The following is a 25858-nucleotide window of genomic DNA, read 5'->3' as shown; positions in this document are numbered from 1 at the left end:
ACTAACCTTTGATACCAATCTAATTATGAGTCGAGCTTTGAGTCGAATGGCTCGACAGTTTTAAGCTCAATGGTAATCCTGCAGCAACCAGCGTAACGCGTTCAACTACGCGAGCTAGCGCTTGATTCATGCGACCCGCATTGTCGACAAATAGGCGCGACACTTTACCTAGCGGCACCACACCTAAACCGACTTCGTTAGAAACCATGATAATTTGCGCTGGGCTTTGCTCTACGCTTTTCACTAAAACTTCAACCACGGCCTCAACCTGTTCATTGGTCGCATCATCACCCAACTCAAAAATAATGTTGTTCAACCACAAAGTTAGGCAGTCAATCAACACCACATCGTTTTGACCAAAAGACAGCAGTTTTTCGGCTAATTCAACAGGGGCTTCATGCTCAATCCACAGCTCACCACGACGTTGTTTATGGTGCACAATTCTCTCACGCATTTCGTCGTCCAAATAAGTGGCCGTTGCAATATAATTGAGGCGTCCATTTGAACATGCTGCAAGCGAACATAATGCCTGTTGTTCTGCAAAACTCGACTTACCAGAACGAGCCCCACCCAATACCAAATGGCTATTTCGCTGACTTACTTGATTAATTTGATTAGCTTGATTCGTGTTTGTCATAGGAACCTGTTATAGAAAACCATTGTAAAAAGCAGTAATGAACACAAGGTAAGTCAGCAACTCCATCAACTGTTGAGCCGCACCCAAACAGTCGCCAGTAAAGCCACCAATTCGAGCCGTTAACCATTTTTTGAAACCTAATCTAAACAGATAGGCGACGACAGATAAAACCAAAGCGAGCTCAAGACCAAACCACAAGCTAGGAAGAACGCCCACAAGCAATAAAAAGACAAGTTCACCTTTAGTTTGCTTGTTCGCCAATGGCTTACTTTTACTGGTATCTAAATCGCTGACATAAGGCATATCAAAAATAAGTGATGCGGCAATCGCGCGGCTAAACGTATAACTGGTCACGATAACCATAAACAAATTTGTCATATTCGCTAGTTCGTTTAATAGAACCCACTTACCAAGCAGAGCCATAACCAGTGCAGACGCGCCATAAGTACCAATTCGACTGTCTTTCATGATGGTCAAACGGCGTTCTAAGGTCATACCGCCGCCAATACCATCCGCCATATCGGTTAAGCCGTCTTCATGGAAAGCACCAGTTAGCATCAAGCTAAAGCTCATCATCAGAAAGATCGCCACTGCACTCGGAAGTATGGCATCGAGTAGCAAGAACACACCGCCACACAGAACACCAAGTAACAAACCAACCGTTGAAAAGTAGCGACCCGAACGGTTCATTCGCTCTTCTGAATAAGGCGTATTCTTCGGCATCGGCAAACGAGAAAAGAAACCCATCGCCAACGAAAAAAGTTCCCATTGGTATGTGATGCTATCTTTCAACGATCTCTCTGGCGCATCACTCATTAAACCGTGACTCCAGCACTCTCAAAACTCGCCATGTTGTTATAGAACTCTGCCGCCGCACGAATTATTGGCATAGCTAGCGCAGCACCTGTGCCCTCGCCTAATCTCAATCCAAGATCGAGCAGTGGCGCAGCGTCTAGCAGCTCTAATAGAATTTTGTGCCCTGACTCTTCAGAGCGATGAGCAAAGATCATGTAATCACGGCAACTCGGTTCAATTAAAGTCGCGACATACGCCGCAACCGACACGATAAAACCATCGACCAACACAGGGGTTCTGTTTTGGTAAGCGCCAAGGAAGCCCCCCACCATTTGAACGATTTCATAACCACTGACTTGGCTTAACACTTCTTTTGTGTGTTTAACTTCTTTAAGATCCAAGCCTTTGCAACGAGCAACACCTTGCTTAACCACAGCCACTTTACGTGCAAGCTGTTCATTGTTGATACCAGTGCCTAAACCAACACACTCATCTGCAGTTCGGTTTGCTAGCGCACTTAAGATGGCAGACGCGCTGCTGGTATTGCCGATGCCCATTTCACCAAACATGATGATATTCGTGCCATTCGAAATGGTTCTAGATACAAGCTCAGTTCCCAGTTCAATCCCACGTTCAACAGTTTCTAAACTCATTGCCGCTTCATTGGCAAAGTTATTGGTTCGCGTACCTAAGCGCTGAGAAATCAACATGTCGCTGTCAGATTCAACAGGCAACAAAATCCCAGTGTCCACGACTGTAATTTCAACGTTGTTTACCGCACAAAAGCAATTAATCGCTGCGCCACCGCTTAAGAAGTTCAACACCATCTGTTGCGTGACGGCACTTGGAGCAATACTCACACCTTCATCTGCTATGCCATGGTCGCCAGCAAAAATGATGATACGTGGCTTATTCAATTCGATGTGCTCAACCGCAGTTTCTTTGCCTTGGCTCTGAATCAATGCCAGTTGATGTGCGACTTTTTCTAGTAAGCCAAGCGCACCGAGTGGCTTGGTTTTTTGGTCAATTCGGTGTTGGATGTACTGCGAGTATTGGGTATCTAACATAAGTTTAGGAACACTTAAATTTAAGGTAATGGATTTCTAGGGCTGCGATTCTGCTTAAGCTAAATCGTTACACTATTTAGGGCGTGCAACAGAGAACACATTGGAAAGCGTCGCGTATTCACCGCCACCAAGTCGAGATAAAGGGTCCAATGCCAACGCATCAATCTTAAGACGTTCACTCTCTTTATCAATCACATCTTCGGAAATGTACACGGTTTCAACTTGAGCAAAGATAAGGCTTTGTGGCACCTCTCCCACTTCTTTTACTTCGTACAAAGTGCAACCAAAAGCGACCGCGCACTCTTTTGCTCTCGGTAAAGAAAAGCCCTCGAATTCAACCAGTTCAATATTATTCGCGGTAACTTCAGAGTCACCATGATCGAGTGTTGCTGCTGTTGCCGTCATTATTTCTGCAGAACTTGAAGAAGCAATGTGAATCACTAGCTTACCCGTTTCAAGGGCATTACGGGTGGTATCTTTGATTTCGCCCGACGGCTTTTTCCCAACTGATAACATCAGTAGCGGCGGATTGCTGGAAACAGGCGTGAAATAAGAGAAAGGCGCTAGGTTGTACTCTTGATCAGAAGATTCCGTCAATGCCCACGCAATAGGGCGAGGAACAACGGTTTGTGTCATCAAGTGATAAATCTGAGTGGGAGCAAGAGTATCAAGCTTGAGGTTCATAGCACGTCCTTGGTCTATGTGAATTACGGTTCAGTTTACGTGTTAAGCAATGCTGTATCTATGCCTAATCAACAGAAACGGTAGAGAGTGTTCTTAATTTGAACAGATCACACCGGTATTTTCTCAAATTGACAGTCAAATTGACGAACCCGAAACACCTACAATACTGATAATAGATTTATCAATAACTTACATTTTGGCATCGTTTATGCTTTATCTAAAGTACTTGTTAATCTCTCCATTGATGAGTGCCCATACTGTGAATACCCACATCGCAGTTGCTTTAAAAGAAAACAATCGATTGAAAGACAAAACCAAACAATGATTTAGGAGGTGAAATGATTCCAAACACAAGTAAAAGAAAACCAAATAAATCGAGTAAGAAAACCAGCAAAAAGGTAAGGAAAATCCCACTCTCCTTCACCTAATAGTTGTCGAAGCAATAAGACAACAAAGTAGCAAAGTAGCAAAGTAGCAAAGTAAATAACAAGCCCGTCGCCCAGCGGGCTTTGTTATCTTTAACACCTTAACTGAGGTTTACCTAGCTAAGCACATACCTTCCGTATAAAAGCCCATCATCAAACCCCATCTTCCTAACGCTCATTCATGAAACTTTTATTCGCTTAAAATTCAAACACTGTTTATATTAAACAAGCACTTGTAGAGCGAGTAAGGAATAGAATGAGTATTAATGGAGATAAAACATCGGTTGTTATAGCTGGTGCGACAGGGCTAATTGGTCATCATGTCCTGAGACTGCTCATTAACGAGCCCGCTGTAGAACACATCTATGCTTTGTCACGAAGAGCATTAGGTGAAGAATTTCACTCCAACAAACTCGATACACTCATCCACAACGATCTACAAGTAACGAGTTGGGACGACACCAAAGCGACGCCCAACTTAGGCATTATCTGCTTAGGCACAACCAAGAAAAAAGCAGGTTCAAAAGAAGCGCTGCGAAAGATCGATGTAGAACTGATTAGCCAAGTGGCACAGTCGATGAAATTCCTTGGAGTTCAACGTGTCGCAGTCGTTTCTAGCTATGGCGCTTCGCCAGACTCCTATTCACACTATCTGCGCTGTAAGGGACAAATGGAGCAAAACCTAAAACGTATTGGCTTCAAGCAGCTCTTCATCGCTCGTCCAGGCCCGCTGGTGGGTGAACGTGCCGAACCCAGAACTGATGAAAAGCTCCTACAAAGAGTCTTCCCTTTAATATCTCCGTTAATGTTTGGAAAATTCAAAAACCTACGCCCTATCCAATCGGAAGATGTAGCGAAAGCAATATTATTCCGATTGTTCGAAAATAATTTCCAAAGTATCGAAATCTACACCTCGACTGACATGCTTAATTTATTAGCGAAATATCATTAAAACGTCTATCTATTCACCACAATGTTGAATATCCATCCAACCCATTGGGTGGATATTACTAATCGTTCTAATAAATTACTTTTCCTTATTTTACGTTTTGTTACAGGTCGCTATTTTAACTAACAGTATTTGCGCCTATATATCTAAGCGCCCTATCGATTCATGGTTATTCATAAGGAAAAACAATGTCATTTTCAGCTATCGCTGCCTTAGCGGTATTCACTGGTATCCTCTTTTTTCTCTACGGACAGCAGAAAAAAGAAAACACACTTTCTCGCCTCGTTTTACTCGGTTTAGTTTTCGGTAGTGCTTTTGGCCTTGGTCTTCAACTGCTATTTGGTGAAGGCAATCCTATTATCAAAGAGACGCTCGACTGGGTAAACATTGTGGGTCGTGGTTACGTTGGCCTACTAAAAATGGTCATCATGCCATTAGTGTTAGTTTCAATGATTGCGGCAGTAGTGAAGCTTGAGAAAGGCGGCTCACTAGGTAAGATTTCCGGCATCACCATTTCTGTGTTGCTAGCAACAACGGCAATTTCTGCGATTGTTGGTATTGTTGTAACACAAGCATTCGGCTTGTCGGCTGAAGGTTTAACTGAAGGCGCTCGTGAAACAGCACGTATCGCAACACTAGAAAGCCGCATCGGCAGCGTTTCAGATCTAACTATTCCACAAATGCTGGTTAGCTTTATTCCGACTAACCCATTTGCAGACCTAACAGGGGCTCGCTCTACTTCTATCATCGCGGTAGTTATCTTTGGCGTGCTAACGGGTATTGCTGCTCGTAAGGTGATGGCAGAGAAAGAAGAATTAGAATCTCCAATCCGTACGTTCGTTGAAGCGGCTCAATCTATCGTTATGCGCTTAGTTAAGATGATCATGGCACTAACGCCATACGGCATCGCAGCATTAATGGCGAAGGTAGTCGCAACGTCAAGTGCTTCTGACATCCTAAGCCTATTGGGCTTCATCGTTGCTTCTTACGTCGCTATTATCCTGATGTTCGTCGTTCACGGTGTGTTGGTTTCTTTTGTTGGTGTCAACCCGAAAGAGTACTTCCAAAAGATCTGGCCAGTACTGACGTTCGCTTTCACGTCTCGTAGCTCTGCAGCAACTATTCCCCTGAACGTTGAAGCTCAAATCACTAAGTTAAACGTACCACCAGCGATTGCTAACCTGTCTGCGTCTTTCGGTGCAACAATTGGTCAAAATGGTTGTGCGGGTATTTACCCTGCAATGCTTGCAGTTATGGTTGCGCCTACGGTTGGTATCGACCCAATGGACATTAACTTCATTCTGTCTCTGATTGCTATTATCACAGTGAGCTCATTTGGTATTGCCGGCGTTGGTGGCGGTGCAACTTTCGCTGCACTTATCGTACTACCCGCGATGGGTCTTCCTGTGACTATCGCAGCACTGCTTATCTCTATCGAGCCACTTATCGATATGGCACGTACTGCGCTTAACGTATCTGGTGCAATGACAGCTGGTACAATTACAAGCCGCCTATTGGCTAAAAAGGACAAGCAGCAAGATTTGGAACAAGCGAACGCTTAATGGGTTCGATTGATCCAATAACTTGAGTCTCGTTAAACAAAAACCGATGCACATTCGTCGGTTTTTTTATTGCTTATTAGTTTTGTTTATTACTTTACGATCATCCACATTCTATAACGCAAAACTCTATATTTGTTCAATAGTACAATAAGTTAGCCATGAAACATCAGCCAAACTGATATATGATGCACCGCTTCAATATGTCACATCATTCTGGCACCCGTTCGATAACAGGATCCTCATGAGCTTTATTATATTATTACTTCTTCTAGTATTCGTTGGCGTTACACGTTTATTTCAGTGGCGAAAAACCTCTAGTTTTATCAAACTTCTTCTTATCTCTTTATTTATATTGATTGGTTCGGGTTTAATCCCTCGCTATCTACTAAACGACCTGCAAGCCAATTATGAGCGCAAACCTGACATTCAGTGGACCTCTCACAATGCCATTGTCTTGCTTGGTGCTGGTACTCAACTCATCGCAAGTACACAAGAATTTGAGCCGACCTTTTTCTCGTTCGGTCGCATCAATGAAACGGCAAGCCAATATAAAAACTGTGCGGAGGCTCAAACCATATGCAAAGTGATTGTTAGTGGTGGAGATGCACAAAATAATGGTGTAACCGAAGCGGAAGTTTATCAACAGCAGTTGCTTAGACTCGGCGTTCCACTAGCCGATATCATTCAAGAATCGAATAGCGTCAACACTTGGAAAAACGCGCAGCTCACCAGTGACCTAATGAAGCATCACCAGTTCGACAACATTGTTCTTGTTTCATCAGGCCTACATATTCGTCGTAGTGAACTCTACTTTAATCATTTTGGATTAAACGTCGTCCCAGTACGAGCCGACTACATGGCTGCTCAAATTTCATGGTTACCATTATGGTACAACTTCGCAGTTACAGACTTTGCATTGCATGAACAATTGGGTTTTGCTCGTTACAACCTTTACAACTTTATGGGTTGGAACAGCAAACGTGAGAAGCCCGGTGACGCCTGATCGCTTCAACCATGATCTAACTAGTTAGTTATTTAGTTATTTAGTTATTTAGCTATTTGGCTAGTGGTCATTTAGTATCTAGAAGATTCACAGCTCATAAACAAAAAAATGCAGCCACAATCGAAGGATTGTCAGCTGCATTTTTAATTCGTGCTTCTACTCAGTACTAACGGGCAATTACCACATTAGATCATCTGGGATCACGAAGTCTTTGTACGGGTCATCTTCGTCTACTTCATCTGAGCTTGAAGCTTGCGTATCAACGATAGATTCTTCGTCACGCATTGCGATCTTGTTTGCTACTGCTGTTGGGATAACAACATAGCTTTCGCCTTGACGCGCGATACTTAGAATACCTTTACTTAGTTGCTTTTGAGTCAGATCTTCTACGTAAAGGTATTTAACTAGCGTACCATCGGTGAAGTTGTATTTGATCTCACCATTCTTCTGTTCTATCTTGTTCATCTCAATCAGTTGCTTCACTTGAGCTTTAATTTCTTTGCTCAACTGCTGTTCTTTCAACTGTTGGTTTAACTCTTTGTCTTTCGCTTGCTGCGCCAGTTTAGTTTCTTCTGCTGCCGCTTTTGCTTCACGAGACTGAACGCGAGACTTTTTAGAGCCTTTCTTCGCCTTCTTTAATTTTTTCTCATTTACCAAGCCAGCTTTAAGCATCTGCTCTTGGAGTGTTAACTTTGCCATGACTTTCCCAGTTCAGGATTAAAAACGGCACTATCATACCTGTTTTTGAGGTTTCTGTTTACTGAACAAGAGTAAATTACAGAACAATCGCAAAATTTGTGCTGATAGATCTAAGCTGTGTCCATATTCCCTTCTTGTTGCTCAGAACCTCCACTTTTCCACGAAATACCGTTTATACGCACATCGAGCCAATTACCCAGAAGCACTCAATCTGCCACGAAACTGAGCGGGCGTTTTATTGAGCCAACCTTTAAACGCCCTTCTGAAATTTGCCGGGTCGCTATAACCGAGCCTTTCACCGATGTCATCGATACTCATGGTTGTGCCGAGTAACAGCTCTTTGGCCAGTTCCACTCTAACTTCGGTAAGCAATATTTGATAGCTGGAATCATGGGTCACTAGCTCTCGCCTGAGTGTACGAGAGCTACAACCAAACTCATCCGCGAGTTGTTCTATATTCGGGAAACTGCCTGCGGTTTGATAAAAGATCGTTTTGATCTGGTTAGTCAGCAGGTGCTCAGAGTCCAGCGTTTCCACTATCGACTGGCAAGACGCGAGATAGCGCTTCAGGGTCGCGGCATCATGAGTCAATAAAGTTTGTGATAAAACGGAGATATCAAAACGCAGTTCACAATAGTTTTGTTCAAAAATCACCGGGCACTGGAAACGCTCGTCATAAAGCTTGGTGTAATTAGGGCGAGCATAAGGCAAAGCCAAAGTATGAATATCCAACTCATGACCAGTCAGTTCTTCGAACAAAGAGACGATTGAACTCAAGAAATACTCACTGCAGAAAGGTAGGAGATCGCCCACTTCCAAGGTGTTCTCAATCTGAATCACTGCTTGCTCGGAATCTAGAAATAATTTAACCGAGAAAATAGGACCGTTCAGGCGCAGATATTTAAAGCCCGACTTGATGGCCTCCCCGACATTTTGACTTGTCGATAGCGCATAACCCAACACACCAAAGTGGCTCAAGCTAGCGTGTTCCCCCAGCCAAAGCCCTAAGCCATCGTGAGGAAAGCTCTGATTCGCCGCGCTAAATAACGAAAGTTTGTCAGCGTAAGTCAGCTTTCCATTCGGGTCTCGCCAATCCATGTTCGGCAAACCCACATCATTGAGTAGCCTTTCAATATCGAGACCTCGTTGCTCTAACGTATTCAACAGCAGCGCGATATCTAATGTACCCAATTGATGCCGATGTCCGGTCGGCTTATACTCCGCGATAATCTCCAATCGTCTCTCCTTATATCGAGCCCATTCCCATCAACATGACTACTCAGCTTCAACAACACTACTGACAAAATCGTGATTGGTAACGCGCTCTTGTCCGAATATGACCTCCCAATTCTACGCTACTCATCGCACAATGGCTTTAGTTGTTAAATTTATGTGAACTATCGCAATGATAAAAACGAATCCTGCTCCACACAGTTTGATTGATTCTAATGGTCAGCCGATCATTGGACATTTCGATGGCATCCCAAAGCACCTGAACATCGAGAACTTTGACTACCGAAACTCGATGGATGCAAAAGCAAACCTTTGGCAGAAGCACTTCCACTACAAGCAATTTCAATTTGTCAGCATCGTCACCGACACGCACATTATTGGTGTCGCTATCGCGGATATTCGCTACTTAGGCTCGGCATTTTGTTATCTGTACGATATTGAAAACAACCATCTAGAAGAGTCATCTTGGTTGAGGCCATTAGGGTTTGATAAACAAGTTACCGCTTCGCCATTTGACGGCACGACAAACATTGCAGGCCAAAGCATCATCTTTAATATTGAAGGCGGGCAATGGCAAGTTCGATTGAATACCAAACTCATCAAGGCCGATATCGCTTTAGAGCCTAAAGCCGACAGCTTGCCCTTGGCGATGTGCAGCCCAACGGGTTATTCAGGTTGGACTTACACCCAAAAGCACAATGCTTTGCGCATCAGCGGTGACATCCAAATCAAGGGAGAATCACTCGTTCTCGAACAAGCTCGTGCTGGTTATGACTTTTCAGCGGGTTACATGAGGCGTGAAACCAGTTGGCGCTGGGCAAGCATCAACACGCAATCCAATGGCACAGATATTGGCCTAAACCTCGCGGCGGGTGTGAATGAAACCGGAGGCTGCGAAAACGTGTTATGGGTCAATGGAACCAGACACTTACTTAACCCGGTACAGTTTACGTTCAGTCGCCAAGACACGAATTTACCTTGGCAGATAACATCACAAGATGGACGTATAAACCTGACCTTTACGCCCTTAAATAACCGCAACGAAAAGCTCAATTTATGGCTGTTAAAGAGTAACTTTCGTCAGTTCATTGGTCACTTTTCTGGCTCGATTGAAGACAACAAGGGAGTGACACATCAGCTCGATGGTGTTCTTGGCCTAACAGAAGATCACTTTGCTCGCTGGTAACGTAATTCTGCTGATTGAATCTCAGGCGAGCAAGTCTAAGTAAACTTGATACTAAGAACGCGTATGGCGTCTCAACAAGGATAAAACATGAATATCGACGCATTAATCAATCACCCAGAATGGCTACTGCTGGTATTAGCGCCCTTGTTCGTGGTGTGCATGTTGGCTGAGTATTTTATCGGTCAGAAGCAAGGTCGACTGCCTGATAACTCGAGCTATAAACTTTCAGAAGTAATGTGTAACTTCACGCTGGCGGGAATGCATCAACTCTCCGATTTACTCACCGGGTTATTGGTCGTGCAGCTGTATCTTTGGCTGTTTGGTTGGCGCTTAATGGACGTTGAAATGGGCGTGCTGAGTTTTGTTGTATTGATGGTGTTACAAGACTTTTGCTATTACTGGTTCCATAGAGCAAGCCATCGTGTTCGCTGGATGTGGGCAGCACACGTCGCGCACCACAGCTCAGAACAGATGAACTTCAGTACGGCTTTCCGTCAAAGCTTAATGTACCCACTTGCTGGGATGTGGCTATTCTGGGTACCGTTGGTCATCATAGGTTTCGACCCTAAATGGGTCGTCTTTGTGGTGCTTCTCAATCTAGGTTTGCAGTTCTTCGTCCATACACAATGGATACGAAGCTTGGGGCCACTTGAATACATCTTTAACACCCCATCACACCACCGTGTGCATCACGGCAAAAACCCGCAATACATAGATAAGAACTACGCCGGTGTTTTGATCATTTGGGATAAGTTGTTTGGTACGTTCGAACCGGAAGTTGAAATCGTACGTTACGGCGTCACCAACCCAGTAAACAGTTTTAACCCGATAGTGGTCACCTTTCAAGAATGGAAGGCCATATACAAAGATTTGAAGAACCGAGAGCTATCCATGAAACAGAAAGTACGATTGATACTCTCACCTCCATCGGATTAAACGGACGATAGACAGATTGTATTAACTAAGATACCGCCTCAACTGGATTCAAAGACATCCCCACCGACTCGATTGAATAGTAAAGCACCGTTTTCCGACAATTTATTTGTGATCTGGGTTGCACGCGTACCGCATACTATCAGATACTGAACAAAACTAACCTTCAGCCACAGTAAACGTTCTGCGCTTGCTGTTCAGGAATTTCAATGAGTTCAGATAATCAGCCGACCTACTTCTTTTTCGATTACGAAACGTGGGGCGTTAGCCCAGCAAAAGACCGTCCGAGTCAATTTGCGGGTGTTCGTACCGACCAAGATTTCAATGTTATTGGAGAGCCTCTAGTTATCTATTGCCAACCTCCTGCTGATTACCTCCCTGCGCCTGAAGCTGCACTGATCACCCGCATCACACCACAAAAGGCGGCTTCACAAGGTCTTCCTGAACCAGAGTTTATCGCTAAGATCCATGCCGAGTTGGCGAAACCAAACACCACAAGCCTTGGCTACAACAGTATTCGATTCGATGATGAAGTAACGCGTTACACCTGTTACCGAAACTTCATCGACCCATATGCGTGGAGTTGGCAGAACGGTAACTCACGTTGGGATCTATTAGATGTAATGCGCGCTGTTCACGCACTGCGCCCTGAAGGCATTGTTTGGCCAGAGAACGAAGAAGGTTATCCAAGCTTCAAACTGGAACACCTATCTGTGGCAAACGGCATTGAACATGAGAACGCGCACGATGCGATGGCCGATGTTATTGCGACCATCGAGTTAGCGAAGAAGCTGAAAGCTGCACAACCTAAGATGTTCGATTACCTTTACAACATGCGTCATAAGCGTAAGCTGAATGACCTGGTTGATATTGTAAACATGACACCATTGATGCACGTTTCGGGCATGTTTGGCCGTGACTGCAACTACACAAGTTGGATTGTGCCTATGGCTTGGCACCCAACCAATCAAAATGCCGTTATCGTGGTTGATTTAGCCAAAGATCCAAGCCCACTGTTAGAACTGGACGCTGATGAACTCAGAGACAGACTCTACACCAAACGCAGTGAACTGGGTGAAGACGAGCTACCCGTACCAATCAAATTGGTTCAACTGAACAAGTGCCCTATTCTTGCTCCAGCCAAAACGCTGACGGCTGAAAATGCCGAAACCATCGGTATCGATCGCCAACAATGCTTGAATAACTTGGCCCTGCTGCGCGAACACCCAGAGATCCGCGAAAAACTGATCGGCCTGTACTCACAAGAACGAGAGTACGAAAAGAGTGATGATGTTGATACACACCTTTATGACGGTTTCTTCTCACCTGCTGATAAAACAGCGATGAACATCATTCGCGAAACTGACCCAAATAACTTGGCAGCTTTAGATATCACCTTCGGTGATGAACGAATTAAACCGTTACTGTTCCGTTACCGTGCTCGTCATTTCCCATGGACGCTCGACGAAGCTGAGCAATTGAAATGGGCGAACCATTGTCGTGAGTTTTATGAGAGCCGTTTAGAAGAGTACATGCTCAACCTTGAAAACCTCGCGCACGAACATGAAAGCGACGAGAAGAAAATGGCTATCTTGAAGGCGGTTTATCAGTACGTAGAAAAGTTAGCTAGCTAATTCCATTATCAAGAGACGTAACACTTTGAAAGAAAGATTGATCCAACTGGTTTACTGCTTAATCTCCTTCACCTTAATCATAGGTGCACTTACAGCAGGTAACGCGTTACAGCACTTTTTGGATACCTCAATCCCAGGCAGTATTTTTGGCATGTTGATTCTGTTTGCCGCCATGGTGATTGGTATTGTTCCTTCGCACTGGGTACAACCCGGTGCAAGCTTGATTATCCGGCTAATGATCTTACTGTTTGTTCCGATCAGTGTTGGGTTGATGGATCACTTCGACATGCTCATCGCGAACGCATTGCCAATTATGGCGAGCGCCGTTGGTGGCACGTTGCTGGTGTTGGTGTCCTTATCATGGTTTTTAGACCGCTTGCTTTCGAGAGGTAACTGATCATGTGGATTCTACTCACCATCGTGGTATTCCTGTTTGCTCGCTGGGTAAGTCAAAAAGTAAACTCACCGCTGTGTAATCCACTGCTGATCAGCATTGGTATCATCATTCCGATACTCACGTTCTTCAAAGTACCGTTTGAGACTTACTATGCAGACAACACCTGGATTACCTACATGCTGCAGCCTGCGGTTGTTGCACTTGCTTACCCGCTTTATGAACAGCTACCTCAAATCAGAGCCAACTGGCGCATCATTACCTTTGCTTGCACGCTAGGCAGTGTGATGTCGATGACAACAACGGCATTAATAGCAGTGGCTTTTAAAGCTGACTTAACTTTGATTGCGAGTTTATTAGGTAAATCAGTCACCACACCAATTGCGATGGAAGTATCGAGCCATTTAGGTGGTGAAGCAGCGATTGCGGCAATACTGGTATTGATTGTTGGTCTATTTGGGGCAATTTTTGCTTACCCAATCTACAATCTCATTGGTATTAAGAGCCCTATCGCGCGTGGTTTAACCATGGGTACCGTGTCTCACGCTTTAGGTACTGCGACATGTGCTGAAAAGAATCAGGAAGATGCTGCATTCAGTTCGTTGGCATTGGTTCTTTGTGGGGTTATCACCTCAATCATTGCACCGAGTATATTTTCGCTCGTGGTTTGGTTCTATTCTTAACCACTTTGATTACAGTTTATACGCGCTCTAATAGATGAGTTGGTAAATAGCTAAACTCACTGGTTCGCGACTTTTAAGCGTTACAGATATCAATAAGCCCAAGCATAACCTGATTATTTCAGTGGTAGCTTGGGCTTTTTTCTCTCATTTATTCATCAATACTTGACAAACCAAACTCAATTTCAAGCAATAAGTGCGATATCAATGGTAGTTTTTACTCTTGCAATCGATTTCATCTGTGACCTCACTCTAATTATGCAAACCAATGTAACAGCAACAACGCAGTAGTGATCAAAGTCACAGAAAATTCCTGAGCATTGCATAGAATTAAAGCCTAAGGTCAATTAAGGATTCAACATGAACAGTCGTATTATCCTGGCGCTGGAAAGTGCTCCAACAGCAATCAAAGCACTTTTGAGTGACATCGTATTAGCAGACAACTTTGACGCGACATTGTCTCCAGAACAATTTGCTAGCCTACTGCAAGCAAGTGGTTTAGCGGATGACGAGCTACGTATTGCGCTACTTCCTTTTGCCGCAGCCTATTCTTACGCTCCGTTATCTGACTTTTATGTTGGTGCAATCGTGCGTGGTTTGTCTGGCACTCTGTATTTTGGTGCAAACCTTGAAATTGCTGGTGCTCAACTTGGCCAAACAGTACACGCTGAGCAATCTGCAATCAGCCACGCTTGGATGAAAGGCGAGCAAGGTATCTCTGATATCACAATCAATTTCAGCCCTTGTGGTCACTGTCGTCAATTCATGAACGAACTGACCACAGCAAAAGAACTTAAAGTTCAGCTTCCACAACGTGATGAAATGTCTCTGCAAGAGTACCTACCAGACTCATTCGGCCCTGCTGACTTAGGTGTGACGACTGGCCTAATGACTAAGCTTGATCATAAGCACACGACTGAAGAAACAACGCCTATTGTTGTAGAAGCGCTAGCAGCACTAAACCGCAGCCATGCGCCTTACACCAAAAACCTAAGTGGTGTTTCACTGCAATTGACGTCGGGTGAGATTTTCACCGGTGCTTACGCTGAAAACGCAGCGTTCAACCCGAGCTTACCTCCTCTACAAGTGGCGTTGATTCAACTTAAACTGGCTGGCTTCGATTTCGAACAGATTGAAAGTGCAGCGTTGGTTGAAATTGCCGAAGGTAGCATCAGTCACCTAGCGGATACGCAGTCTACATTAGAAGCGATTAATCCCGACATTCCAGTGACTTACTTAGCAATCTAAGTACATCTAATTAACAAAATTTTAAATAAGCAGCCCTATTTAACGGGGCTGCTTTTTTTATACCTGTAATTAACGCAACAACTTGCGCAAACGTTTGCTTTTATCATTGAAATAAGTATGATCACCCCGTTTTCAATCAATCGTTCAAAAGATCGGAAGGAATTTCTATGTTTGGTACTGCTACTCGTGAAAATGCTACTCGTGTACTTCTATTAGGTTCAGGTGAACTCGGCAAAGAAGTTGCTATCGAGTGCCAACGTTTAGGCTTGGAAGTTATTGCATGTGACCGTTACGCAGACGCACCCGCGATGCAAGTCGCGCATCGTAGCCATGTACTAGACATGTTAGATGGCGATGCACTGCAAGCAGTCATTGAACTTGAAAAACCAGATTATGTGGTTCCTGAAATTGAAGCTATCGCCACTAGCAAGTTAGTTGAACTAGAAGCACAAGGTTTGAATGTCGTTCCAACTGCGAATGCAACCAAGCTAACGATGAACCGAGAAGGCATCCGACGTCTAGCCGCAGAAGAGCTAAAACTAAGCACGTCTCCTTACCGCTTCGCAGACACCTTTGAAGATTTCTCAGCCGCTGTTGAATTCGTGGGTATGCCTTGTGTTGTGAAACCAGTAATGAGTTCTTCAGGTAAAGGTCAAAGTGTTATCAAAACACAAGAAGACATTCAGAAGTCTTGGGACTACGCACAAGAAGGTGGTCGTACTGGTGCAGGTCGTGTGATCGTTGAAGGCTTCATCGATTTTGATTACGAAATCACGCTACTGACCGTTCGCGCAGTCGACGGTGTGCATTTCTGTGCGCCTATCGGTCACCGTCAAGAAGATGGTGATTACCGTGAATCATGGCAGCCACAAGTAATGTCAGACAACGCACTTAAAACAGCGCAATACACCGCTGAACAAGTGGTTAATGCACTAGGTGGTCACGGTATCTTTGGTGTCGAGCTGTTTGTTAAAGGCGATCACGTTATCTTCAACGAAGTATCCCCTCGCCCACACGATACTGGCTTAGTGACTCTTATGTCTCAAGACTCATCGGAATTCGCACTGCACGTACGCGCGTTTACCGGTATGCCGATCAAATCCATCACGCAATACGGTCCATGTGCATCAGCGGTTATTCTGGGCCAAGGCACTTCAACCAACATTCGTTTTGAAGGTCTTACAGAGGCGCTAGACGCACCACAAACGCAAGTTCGCTTGTTTGGTAAGCCTGATATCGATGGTCGCCGTCGTCTAGGTGTGGCGCTGACTCGTCGCAACAGCACTGAGACTGCGATTGAAGATGCAATTGAGAGTGCTTCTAAAGTAAAAGTAATTTACTAACTGTTAATTACCATTTTCTAGCTAATGACAACTAGACTACTAATTGGTAACGACTAACTCAGATCTGAACCATTACGTTCTCACATCTGAACAATCACGACTTCAAATCTGAACAATAAAAAAGACGGGCTATCGAGCCCGTCTTTTTGTTGGTGTTATCTTTTTTATTGAAGCGGTCTTTTCGCTAGAGAGCTCACTGCGCTTAAGCGTCTGAGTCAATCAAGTACACTTCTTCACTGAATCGAGACAAACCTTTCTTCGCAATCTTAGGGTGTTCATCATCTGCGATATCTTGATTCAACAAAGTGAGCTTATAACCTGCAAATAACTGCTCGATCTCTAGCTTAGGTACGCTAAACGGAGGCCCTGCCATCTCACTTTGATCGTAATCCAATGTCACCAATAAGATTTTGCCGCCTGGCTTTAACAGTTGCTTCAAACGCTCTACATATTGCACGCGCATCTCTTCAGGCAATGCGACTAAAGACGCGCGATCGTAAATGGTATCGACAGGCTGGATTGGCGCTGAGAAGTAATCGCCCGTGTAGATGTTCAGTTCATCGAATTGATACAGCTCGTGCTGACCACTGATTTGAGTCACAGTCGGGGTGTAAAGGTGCTCTGCAAAAAATGCGCGAACCGCAATCTGACTTAACTCGACACCTTGAACATCTTCATGCTTTGAAGCTAGCCAAATCAGATCTTCACTTTTGCCACAAAGTGGAACAAACACACTCTTCTCGTAGCTAGGCTCAGTCTTTTCCCAAAATTTAATCAGAAGTGGGTTTACATCTTCGAGGTGGAAACCAATTTGGTTGGCTGCCCATTTATTGTGCCAAAATTCAGGATTATTCATCTTTCGTTCATGTTAAACAGTCATAATGCAAGGGTACAGTATAGAGAGGTAAGAGCAACCTTAGCTTGGTTTAAAGTACCAAATTGGTTTCGATGAAATCAGAAACTGGCTAAGTTCAAAGTTCTAATAATTGCGGAACTAACGGTTAGATTATTTGTCTATATCTTCACATTTTAAAGCAATATTAAACGTTAGAGTTGGTTTCTGTCTTAGCTAGCCCCATTTAATATGTAGTGAGTTTAGTTAAGCTGTTTTTACTCTTGTGCGTTACTGGTTACCCCTTTTAACTACCCGTTTTTGTAACCTTGTATTTTGGAGTTTGAATGAGTGTATTTCTCCGTACGACGGCCCTAATGCTATTGGTATTGAGCCGAGCGCCTGCATTCGCAGCAGCACCTGTTTCAACAAGTTCGACTGATCAAACGCGCACTCCTGCGCAAAACCAAGTTTCATCAAACGTATTCCGTCATAGTTTGAGCGGCCTTTACGGCATCAAAGCCTTCGACTCACGCCCGACTCAGCCTTACACCGACTTCGATATTCTGTACAGCAAAGCACATCAAGGCCAAGCTGAACTAGAAACTATCTGTAAAAGTACTGCCCTACTCACCAATTCTGAAGCGCTATTTGCTGGCGTTAAATCTCAAGCTCGTGCAGAAGAAAAAATCGCCCTTGAGCTTGATGGTGATGTAACAAAAATTACCGACTTAGCCCGTGCAACTATCATCGCGAACGATGTAGAAAGCTTGGTTGAAGTTTACGAAGCGCTAAGCCGTGAAGCAGACGTTGTTAAGCTGAAAAACAAGTTTAAGTCACCAGCCGATTCTGGCTACCGTGACCTTAACTTGTTGGTTCGTTTACCTAAAACCAACATCATTGCAGAGGTTCAACTTCACTTGAAAGCGATTGCTGATGTGAAAAGTGGCCCTGAGCACGAACTCTACGAAATCATCCAAGGCATTGAGCGTCACGCAATTGCAGAACATCGCCCAATCAATGACATTGAAGCGGCACAAATCAATAGCCTAAGACGCCAATCTTTAGAGCTTTACCAACAAGCATGGCAACCTTACATTACCACGCACATCAAAGCGGCTTAACCACAGGCATAAACGCTTATCACAAACAACAACGACAAAGGGCTGCATAATCGCAGCCCTTTCTTTTTATTAGTGCTCTCGCGTTGCTTTCATTAGTTCATTAGTTCATTAGTTCATTACTATCAGAAAGCAAAATATAGGGATGTCACTATTAGTAGTTAACGAGAAGGGTGATTAACGAGAAGGGTAGCTAAGAAAAGAGAGTCAGGTGATACCACTAAGAGAAACTAGTGACAAGACAGTCAGCAAATGATGCATAAGACGTAGATACAAAAAGACCACGCTAGGCGTGGTCTATTGCTTGGCTACTTCTCGATTTTAATATTTTCGACTCGGGCCTTCAGTTTTTGTCCCGGTCTAAAAGTAACAACACGTCGAGCAGAAATTGGAATGTCTTCACCAGTTTTCGGGTTACGACCAGGTCGCTCGTTTTTCTCACGAAGATCAAAGTTACCAAAACCAGACAGTTTTACCTGTTCGCCATTTTCAAGTGCCTTACGAACTTCTTCGAAAAACACTTCAACCGTTTCCTTGGCATCCCGCTTGCTGTATCCGAGTGTTTCAAACAGGTTCTCAGCCAAATCGGCTTTAGTGAGTGCCATAAAACTTTCCTCAAAGCTATGTTATACATTGCTACCATCTTCAGTAGCGCCAAAGCATTTACCCTATTCAATCAATGAGATAAGGTCATTTACAAGGAAAGTGTATGCCAAGCTTCTGATTTTCGCCAACTTTTTTATCTCATCAATTTAATTATTCTTTCAAATCAGGAAGATAACTCCCTTGTAAAGTCACATATATAGCTAAAAAACACCTAACCAACAGGTACGATGTGATATTATATCCCGAAAAATCCAACATAATAAGAATTTAAAACTTTAGTGTTCTAAAAGATAATTTTTGAGACCTCTATCCTATACCCAATAAAATCAGCCACTTGATTTGATATCAAACTCAACAGAGGTTACTAAGTAACCATTATTAAATATGATATTTGTATCATTTCAGAATTTAATTCGAATTAGTCAATCCTTTCGACAATGCTATTCTGCTGTGTTTTTAGAAAACGCTCAATCAATCGTCTTTATTTCCCTAAGAGGTCTTACGGTTGTCTTAGCAGGCTTCACTATCAAACCTATACCGACTAGAAACAGTACAGATGCCACAACTTGAGCGACTGATAGCACCTCGTCATACATAAAGTAACCACTGATCAATGCGAATATAGGTACTAGCAAGGTTAACGGCGCTGTCGTGCTTAACGGATATTGAATTAACAGTTTATTCCACACCCAGTAACCGAATAGCGTGGTTGGGTAAGCCTGAAACAACACAGCAATCGTTGCGTTCCAATCCCATTGTTCTATCGCCTGCCAAATAATTTGGTCACCGTGCAGCATCACCGCAAACAACACTAATGGAACTGGCGCAAATAGCATGCCCCACACGTTAAACGCAAAAGCCTGAGTGGTTTTAGACGCTTTAACAATCACGCCCATTAACGTCCAACTACACGCTGCGACCATAATAAGAATCACGCCATTAACAGTGACATTGCCCGTTGCTGCGGAAACCAGCACTGCCAACGCGCACATGGCTAACATCGCACCCATTAACTTGCGAACCGACGCACTTTCTTTGAAAACCCACACGCCAACCGCCATACCAATTAGCACATTGGTTGAAAGCAACACCGACGAAAGCCCCGATGAGAGCCCAGCGGTGATTGACCATGAAGCCATGCCCCAGATGCCCACACCAAACACAAAGCCATAACTCACTAAATAACGCCACGCGACATTCGGTCTTACTACAAAAAATATCACCGGAATCACCGCTAGCGAGAAACGCGCGGCAGTTGCCAACAACGGATGAACATTGGTTACACCCATTTTGATCATCGAGAAATTGAATCCCCAAATTGCCATCACGAACACCGCTAACAACAAATCATTTCTTTTCATACTGACCCCTCCTTTGTTTTGAATGAGTATCCCTTGATCAATAAAACCAGTACAGATACAATTTTTACAATAAAAACCAGTACAGTTAACAACGGTCGTGACCATGAGCATCTACAGAAAGCTAGCCAATCAGTTTATTGATGAGATTGAAACGGGGAAAAGACCCGAAGGTGGACGCATGCCTTCGCTGCGTCAATTAGCTAAACAACAAGCCATCAGCATGTCGACCGTGGTGAGCTGCTACCAAGAACTCGAATCACAAGGCTGGATACACTCTCGACCGCAAGCAGGGTATTTTGTTTCTCCTCATAAACCTGCTCGTTCAACCCCAGAGTGGGCACAGTTTGAAAGTAAAGTGTCGAGCGTCAAGCTAACCTCATCGACTCACAACTCAATCAATGGATCTTTAGGGGTGTCTAGCACCGCCAATGATGAACAGTCGATTGTTGAACTGGAACGCAGTTTTCGCCGCGCTATTCGGCGTATGAGCAGCAGGCTAAACCATTACCCAGATACACAAGGTGAGCCAATGTTACGTCAGGCATTATCCACTCACTTTGCCAAGCTCGATGTACACTTTTCACCTGAAGAGATGGTGATTACTGCAGGCTGTATGTCTGCGATTAAGGCTGCACTTGAATCGTGCACCAAAGAAGGCGACACCATCGCGATTAGTTCACCTTGTTTCAACGGCATTCTGGAGTTGCTCGGAAAGATGTCGCGACAAATCATCGAGATCCCATCTCTGGATGACGGTATCGACTTGCAACAATTAGAAGCACATTTGAAGAATAAACGAGTGGATGCCGCGATTTTTTGTACCTCTCATATGAACCCTCAAGGGATCAACATGTCGGCTAGTCAAAAACAAAAGCTTGCTGAATTAGCGAATCACTATCAAGTACCGATCATTGAAGATGATGTGTATCTGGAACTTTCTTATTCCTCACACACTCCACTCCCCGCGAAATACTACGACAAAGGCGGCTATGTACTATGGTGTGGTTCAATATCGAAAAGCTTGTCACCGAGTTACCGATTAGGATGGTGCTTACCAGGGAGGTTCATTAACGAATACAAGGCTCAGTTTTCTGCTGCAAGCTATGGCGTCGCCCTACCCACTCAGCTTGCAGTTGCTGACTTTATCGAATCTGGTCAATACGCAAAACACGTTAGAAGAAGGTGTACTCAGCTTCTCTCTTTGCGCCAGCAGTACCTAAGTTATTTGGCTCAGCACCTTCCTCAAGGAGTAAAGATAAGTAACCCACAAGGTGGCATGGTACTTTGGCTACAAATACCAAATTTGAACCAATCAAGCTTTGCTCAGGCAGTTGCCGACCACAACATTGATATCAGGCTTGGGCACCTGTTTAGCACTCATGACCTTTACAGCAATTGCTTACGCATCAATATTGGTTACTCGTTAGAGGGAAAAGCCAAGCAGGAATTGAACGACTTAATCGAACTGATTCACGTTCATAGCTAATACGTTCCAGTTCTTAATTCGTGCCAGTTCATAATACGCAGCTAGGACATCAAAGCTTTTCAGAATCGACTTTTTCATGGTCATTAGAACACCGAATTTTAATAGCCTTTTATCATAAAAAAGAAGGCTATCATTCCTATCTGATCTAGGTTAAAGCCCCGCACCGTAAGGAAAATGACTCGCTTCGATACCTTTAAATACTGAGTTTGCTAGCACATACAAAATTATGCAAACTGACTAATGACACATCACTTTTTAACTTCAATATACAACCGCCGGCGCTGGCGTTTTCCCGTATTTGAAGAGAATAATTATGAGTGATACAACAAAAAACAAACCACTACCTTCCTTTATCGAAGAACGCTTGAACTTCTATATTCAAGACCTCATTACCCAGAACCAAAGCCAAAAGCACTTGGTATTGGGTAAACGACCTCAGCGCAACGCCGTCGTGATGCAGAGCAATGATTACTTAGCACTGTCACACAACAAACCGATTCAAGACGCCCATCAAGCGGCGATTATCGAACACGATGACAACGTAGTGATGTCTGCAATTTTTTTACAAGATGAAGAGTCTAAACCTGCGTTTGAAACCGAGCTCGCGAACTATGTCGGAATGGAGAGCTGTTTGCTTTCTCAGTCAGGTTGGGCGGCCAATATTGGACTATTACAAACCATCTGCCCGCCGGACACATCGGTGTATATCGACTTTTTTGCCCATATGTCGCTATGGGAAGGCATTCGTGCCGCTGGCGGCATCGCCCACCCGTTTATGCATAACAATATGAATCACCTGCGTAAACAGTTAGAGCGCCACGGCTCAGGCGTTATTGTGGTCGATTCGGTTTACAGTACCATTGGGACCATCGCCCCACTACGCGACATCTACGAAATGGCGCAGGAGTTTGATTGTGCCGTCGTCGTTGATGAATCGCATTCATTGGGCACGCATGGGGAAAATGGTGCCGGCATAGTTCACGCATTGGGCCTTACAAAGCAAGTCGACTTCATCACCGTAAGTTTGGCTAAAACCTTTGCTTATCGTGCAGGCGCGATCCTTGGACCAAAACTACTTTCAGAAACCTTACCGTTTGTTGCTTATCCCGCGATTTTCAGCTCGACCGTGTTACCACAAGAGGTGGTCCGTTTAGAGAAAACATTAGAGGTAATCAAAAGTGCGGATGATAAACGACAGGCTCTGTTCCAGCGTGCTAAATCGTTGACTACGGGTCTAAAGCGAATTGGCTTTAATATCCGCAGCGAGTCTCAAATTGTGGCATTAGAATGTGGTAGTGAAAGAAACACTGAACGTGTTCGCGATTTCCTCGAAGAACGGAATGTGTTCGGTGCGGTGTTCTGCCGCCCCGCTACGGGCAAGAACAAGAACATCATCCGATTTTCAGTGAATGCCGATATGACACCACGAGACATTGACCATGTGCTCACCGTTTGTCACGAAGCGTACCATCACCCAGAGTTAGAGTTCGTATAACTCTGTACACACCAATTCTATAACTAACACAAACGGCAGGACTGAATAGACGCTATCATGTCGCGATACAAAAAGAGCCCAGCGAATTGCTGAGCTCTTTCTTGTGTTCATCTATTCATCTATTCATCTATTCATCTAGTTCAGCTGGATAACCGGACGGTACAACCAATCAAATCCAGTGTGCAATTTTATCGAACAGTCGGGTTTTATCTGCTGGCTTCACAATAAAATCTGACATGCCTGACGATTCCATTTTTTCCAATGTCACTGGGGAACTGTCGCCTGTGTGAGCAATAATCGGCACTGTAGAGTATTCTTTGGCTGCACTGCGGATTCGACGAGAAGCTTCAATACCATCCATAATTGGCATCTCGATATCCATCAGAATCAAATCAACATCCTCGGTATCCAAAGCATCTAACGCTTGTTGGCCATCTTCTTTCTGTACAACGTCAAAGCCCTGTTTTTCCAATAACATTGCGGTAAAACGGCGCAAAGATTCGTTGTCATCCACCACCATTATCGTACGTTTATTAGTCGCCTCTAGTGGTTTCACAGCAACCGATGGCAACACGTAATTAGAATCGAAAAGTAAGCGCTCGATGGTGGCTTTGGTATTCAGTAGCCAAACTTGTGTTTCCACCCAAATCGGTTCAAAAGCAACGTTACGAACACGCTTAATGGGATGATGCTCATACAAATAGATGATTCTCGCTTCAGTGAACGATAGCAAAGATTCAATTCTATCGAGGTAATTGGCTCTTAAATCTAAGCTCTCCATATCAACGAAAATCAAGTCGAACTCAAATTGATATTCCTTATTTTTAAGTGCTGATACAACGTCTAATACGGTGAGGTCAAACCCCATAAAACGTGATGTCTCAGTAATTTTATCAGAGAGTACTTTCTGGTCACTCACCATCAACACTGTCTTTAGCTTAGTGAGCTCACTCTTAATTTCGTTCACAGAGTGAGAAGTCAAAGATGGAAAAGTCATCGTGAACTGCGTCCACTGTTCCACCTCAGACTTACACTTAATCTCTCCACCAAACGACCGCATTACCTTCTGACAAAATGGCAAACCTAAGCCGTAGTTACCTGATTGGCCGGTGGTGTAAAAATCCTGGAAGATACGTCGAATGACATCGTTTGAAATACCAACTCCGTTATCGGTAACCATAATTTGATTGGTCACGTCATCACTGTACATGGTGACATGAATATGAAAATCTTCAGGGCTGCGATGATGGAATGCGTTCTTGAACAAGTTATACATCACGTACTTCAACAAGGTATCACTACCCAAGAAGTCAAAGTTGCTTTGTACATCTAAAGAGATCGCTGATTTATCAGCTGAGCGCTTATAGTTAAAGCTATCTATCGCCCCTTCCACCACCGCTTGAGCTGAATGTTTCTTGAACGTAGAACGAGATACTCGGTTTTCATCAATTGAAGTCAATAGCAGATCAATCGTCTCGTTACCTGAGTGAATAATCTCCATCGCTTCATCACCCACTTCACGTAACTGTATAACTTCTTCATTACTCAAAGCGTATTGCCCTTGGTGGCCACCACTTTTCGGATTCGGCAATATGGACTGCATAACATCAATAGATGTCAGTAAACCACTTAGTGGGTTTCGCATCTCATGCGCGATACCAGCTCCAAAAGATTTCGCCAATGACACCTTATTCTCATGTTCCACCTGATTACGGAAGTAAAATAAGTTACCGAACAAATAGATAAATAAGAAGATTGGCACATGCGTCCAATCCATGGTGAGCTCTAAGTAGAAGCCTTGTGCCACCCACGCACACAAGGTAGCAATCCCTATCCCGGCGAAGGTTTGTGCAAACATCACTCGGGTGACGTGAACTAATAGAATATGGAGGAAAATAGCCGACATGAAAGACATAACCCATACGTTGGACCAGTTATTCATCAGCAGCATGTAAAAGAAAAAACACGGTAAGCAGAGGGTAATAGCGACTTGATAATAAGCCGGAAGGTACTTTCGCCAATCAAATGGAATACGATTACGAACAACAATCCCAAGGAACAATACCGAGCAAAACAGACGCACGGCTAAATTTTCATAGGGTTGCGGAAACAAGAATTCCCATACAATGTAGTAAGCAGGGAAACCGACAAAGCCCATCCAACCCACAAGGGTTAGGTTAGGTTCTGCGTACTGATAAACTTTACGAATCGCGTTCATACAAATACTTTATTTACTAAGCCCTAACGTTTACAAAGTCTAAAATTTGATGTTGGTTCTTATGTTTTCCGCTGAGTATATTACACATCACCTCAGAGCAGTGAGCTTTCAATCAAATATGTATCAACGCTTTTGATTTTATTATGACTTAGATGAATAAAGTCTCGGTTTCATACTTTAACTCAGACAACATCCCTAAGTGATTCAGATTTATACGCTCACGCCTACACCAATAACGCGCCTTAGCAAGTGCTGCGCCTCTTCGTT

At 43.9% G+C, this 25858-nt stretch carries 23 protein-coding genes; 13 read left to right on the top strand and 10 right to left on the bottom strand.

Annotated features, from left to right (window positions below):
- Positions 1-19: 19 nt before the first annotated feature.
- The 4 genes from cobU to ACED25_RS04490 all read right to left on the bottom strand — a co-directional run bounded on the left by cobU (position 20) and on the right by ACED25_RS04490 (position 3183).
- Positions 20-637, bottom strand: a complete 618-nt coding sequence (gene cobU / locus ACED25_RS04505; RefSeq protein WP_017102187.1) for a bifunctional adenosylcobinamide kinase/adenosylcobinamide-phosphate guanylyltransferase — start codon at positions 635-637, stop codon at positions 20-22.
- A gap of 9 nt (positions 638-646) precedes the next feature.
- Positions 647-1453 carry an adenosylcobinamide-GDP ribazoletransferase gene (locus ACED25_RS04500; protein WP_371694726.1) on the bottom strand — a complete coding sequence of 269 codons (807 nt, stop codon included), beginning with the start codon at positions 1451-1453 and terminating at the stop codon, positions 647-649.
- Positions 1453-2499 carry a nicotinate-nucleotide--dimethylbenzimidazole phosphoribosyltransferase gene (gene cobT, locus ACED25_RS04495; RefSeq protein WP_371694725.1) on the bottom strand — a complete coding sequence of 349 codons (1047 nt, stop codon included), beginning with the start codon at positions 2497-2499 and terminating at the stop codon, positions 1453-1455. Before cobT ends, ACED25_RS04500 begins: the two co-directional genes overlap by 1 nt.
- A 72-nt stretch (positions 2500-2571) precedes the next feature.
- Positions 2572-3183, bottom strand: a complete 612-nt coding sequence (locus ACED25_RS04490) for a flavin reductase family protein (RefSeq protein ID WP_009846937.1) — start codon at positions 3181-3183, stop codon at positions 2572-2574.
- Between the two features lie 681 nt (positions 3184-3864).
- On the opposite strand from ACED25_RS04490, the gene ACED25_RS04485 reads away from it, so the two are divergent.
- The 3 genes from ACED25_RS04485 to ACED25_RS04475 all read left to right on the top strand — a co-directional run bounded on the left by ACED25_RS04485 (position 3865) and on the right by ACED25_RS04475 (position 7122).
- Positions 3865-4560, top strand: coding sequence for an NAD-dependent epimerase/dehydratase family protein (locus tag ACED25_RS04485; RefSeq protein ID WP_269336341.1), 696 nt, complete (start codon positions 3865-3867; stop codon positions 4558-4560).
- 185 nt (positions 4561-4745) lie between these two features.
- Positions 4746-6119 (top strand): L-cystine transporter, encoded by a 1374-nt coding sequence (locus tag ACED25_RS04480; RefSeq protein WP_009846939.1) that lies wholly within the window; start codon positions 4746-4748, stop codon positions 6117-6119.
- Between the two features lie 241 nt (positions 6120-6360).
- The gene (locus tag ACED25_RS04475) at positions 6361-7122 is read left to right on the top strand and encodes a YdcF family protein (RefSeq protein ID WP_017099716.1); all 762 of its coding nucleotides are present in this window, start codon (positions 6361-6363) and stop codon (positions 7120-7122) included.
- Positions 7123-7299: 177 nt separating this feature from the next.
- Here ACED25_RS04475 and ACED25_RS04470 read toward each other — a convergent pair whose 3' ends face one another.
- Both ACED25_RS04470 and ACED25_RS04465 read right to left on the bottom strand, forming a co-directional pair.
- The gene (locus ACED25_RS04470) at positions 7300-7821 is read right to left on the bottom strand and encodes a DUF2058 domain-containing protein (RefSeq protein ID WP_004734880.1); all 522 of its coding nucleotides are present in this window, start codon (positions 7819-7821) and stop codon (positions 7300-7302) included.
- A gap of 192 nt (positions 7822-8013) precedes the next feature.
- Positions 8014-9057: an AraC family transcriptional regulator gene (locus tag ACED25_RS04465; protein WP_017096963.1), complete on the bottom strand. Its 1044-nt coding sequence runs from the start codon at positions 9055-9057 to the stop codon at positions 8014-8016.
- 169 nt (positions 9058-9226) lie between these two features.
- Between ACED25_RS04465 and ACED25_RS04460 the strand changes: the two genes are divergently transcribed.
- The 7 genes from ACED25_RS04460 (at position 9227) to purT (ending at position 16472) form a co-directional block, all read left to right on the top strand.
- Positions 9227-10240 (top strand): DUF2804 domain-containing protein, encoded by a 1014-nt coding sequence (locus tag ACED25_RS04460; protein ID WP_371694724.1) that lies wholly within the window; start codon positions 9227-9229, stop codon positions 10238-10240.
- Between the two features lie 87 nt (positions 10241-10327).
- Positions 10328-11176, top strand: coding sequence for a sterol desaturase family protein (locus ACED25_RS04455; protein ID WP_371694723.1), 849 nt, complete (start codon positions 10328-10330; stop codon positions 11174-11176).
- A 206-nt stretch (positions 11177-11382) separates the two neighbouring features.
- Complete coding sequence (gene sbcB / locus ACED25_RS04450; protein ID WP_371694722.1) at positions 11383-12807, top strand: exodeoxyribonuclease I; 1425 nt, start codon at positions 11383-11385, stop codon at positions 12805-12807.
- Positions 12808-12832: 25 nt separating this feature from the next.
- The gene (locus ACED25_RS04445; RefSeq protein ID WP_004734867.1) at positions 12833-13204 is read left to right on the top strand and encodes a CidA/LrgA family protein; all 372 of its coding nucleotides are present in this window, start codon (positions 12833-12835) and stop codon (positions 13202-13204) included.
- Between the two features lie 2 nt (positions 13205-13206).
- Positions 13207-13884: an LrgB family protein gene (locus ACED25_RS04440; protein ID WP_004734865.1), complete on the top strand. Its 678-nt coding sequence runs from the start codon at positions 13207-13209 to the stop codon at positions 13882-13884.
- A 357-nt stretch (positions 13885-14241) separates the two neighbouring features.
- Entirely contained in the window at positions 14242-15129 is an 888-nt protein-coding gene (gene cdd / locus ACED25_RS04435; RefSeq protein WP_371694721.1) for a cytidine deaminase, read from the top strand.
- Between the two features lie 167 nt (positions 15130-15296).
- Complete coding sequence (gene purT / locus ACED25_RS04430) at positions 15297-16472, top strand: formate-dependent phosphoribosylglycinamide formyltransferase (RefSeq protein ID WP_371694720.1); 1176 nt, start codon at positions 15297-15299, stop codon at positions 16470-16472.
- A gap of 202 nt (positions 16473-16674) precedes the next feature.
- Here the strand turns inward: purT and ACED25_RS04425 are convergent, their stop codons facing one another.
- On the bottom strand, positions 16675-17328 hold the full coding sequence (locus tag ACED25_RS04425; protein ID WP_371694719.1) for a thiopurine S-methyltransferase: 654 nt from the start codon (positions 17326-17328) through the stop codon (positions 16675-16677).
- 323 nt (positions 17329-17651) lie between these two features.
- On the opposite strand from ACED25_RS04425, the gene ACED25_RS04420 reads away from it, so the two are divergent.
- Positions 17652-18428: a RelA/SpoT domain-containing protein gene (locus ACED25_RS04420; protein WP_017059130.1), complete on the top strand. Its 777-nt coding sequence runs from the start codon at positions 17652-17654 to the stop codon at positions 18426-18428.
- A gap of 305 nt (positions 18429-18733) precedes the next feature.
- On the opposite strand, the gene ihfA is transcribed toward ACED25_RS04420, so the two are convergent.
- On the bottom strand, positions 18734-19030 hold the full coding sequence (gene ihfA, locus ACED25_RS04415; RefSeq protein WP_004734853.1) for an integration host factor subunit alpha: 297 nt from the start codon (positions 19028-19030) through the stop codon (positions 18734-18736).
- Positions 19031-19498: 468 nt separating this feature from the next.
- Entirely contained in the window at positions 19499-20392 is an 894-nt protein-coding gene (locus ACED25_RS04410; protein WP_371694718.1) for an EamA family transporter, read from the bottom strand.
- A 103-nt stretch (positions 20393-20495) separates the two neighbouring features.
- Between ACED25_RS04410 and ACED25_RS04405 the strand changes: the two genes are divergently transcribed.
- Together ACED25_RS04405 and cqsA are read left to right on the top strand one after the other, a co-directional pair.
- Positions 20496-21878 (top strand): PLP-dependent aminotransferase family protein, encoded by a 1383-nt coding sequence (locus tag ACED25_RS04405; RefSeq protein ID WP_371694717.1) that lies wholly within the window; start codon positions 20496-20498, stop codon positions 21876-21878.
- A gap of 313 nt (positions 21879-22191) precedes the next feature.
- Positions 22192-23373: an alpha-hydroxyketone-type quorum-sensing autoinducer synthase gene (gene cqsA / locus ACED25_RS04400; RefSeq protein WP_012604149.1), complete on the top strand. Its 1182-nt coding sequence runs from the start codon at positions 22192-22194 to the stop codon at positions 23371-23373.
- A gap of 169 nt (positions 23374-23542) precedes the next feature.
- Here the strand turns inward: cqsA and ACED25_RS04395 are convergent, their stop codons facing one another.
- Complete coding sequence (locus tag ACED25_RS04395; RefSeq protein ID WP_371694716.1) at positions 23543-25591, bottom strand: response regulator; 2049 nt, start codon at positions 25589-25591, stop codon at positions 23543-23545.
- Between the last annotated feature and the right edge of the window lie 267 nt (positions 25592-25858).

This window comes from Vibrio sp. 1F263 (genome assembly GCF_041439035.1).
GTDB classification, from domain to species: domain Bacteria; phylum Pseudomonadota; class Gammaproteobacteria; order Enterobacterales; family Vibrionaceae; genus Vibrio; species Vibrio tasmaniensis_A.
The sequence above is the reverse complement of the archived record's forward strand: the minus strand, read 5'-3'. Positions and strand labels throughout refer to the sequence as shown.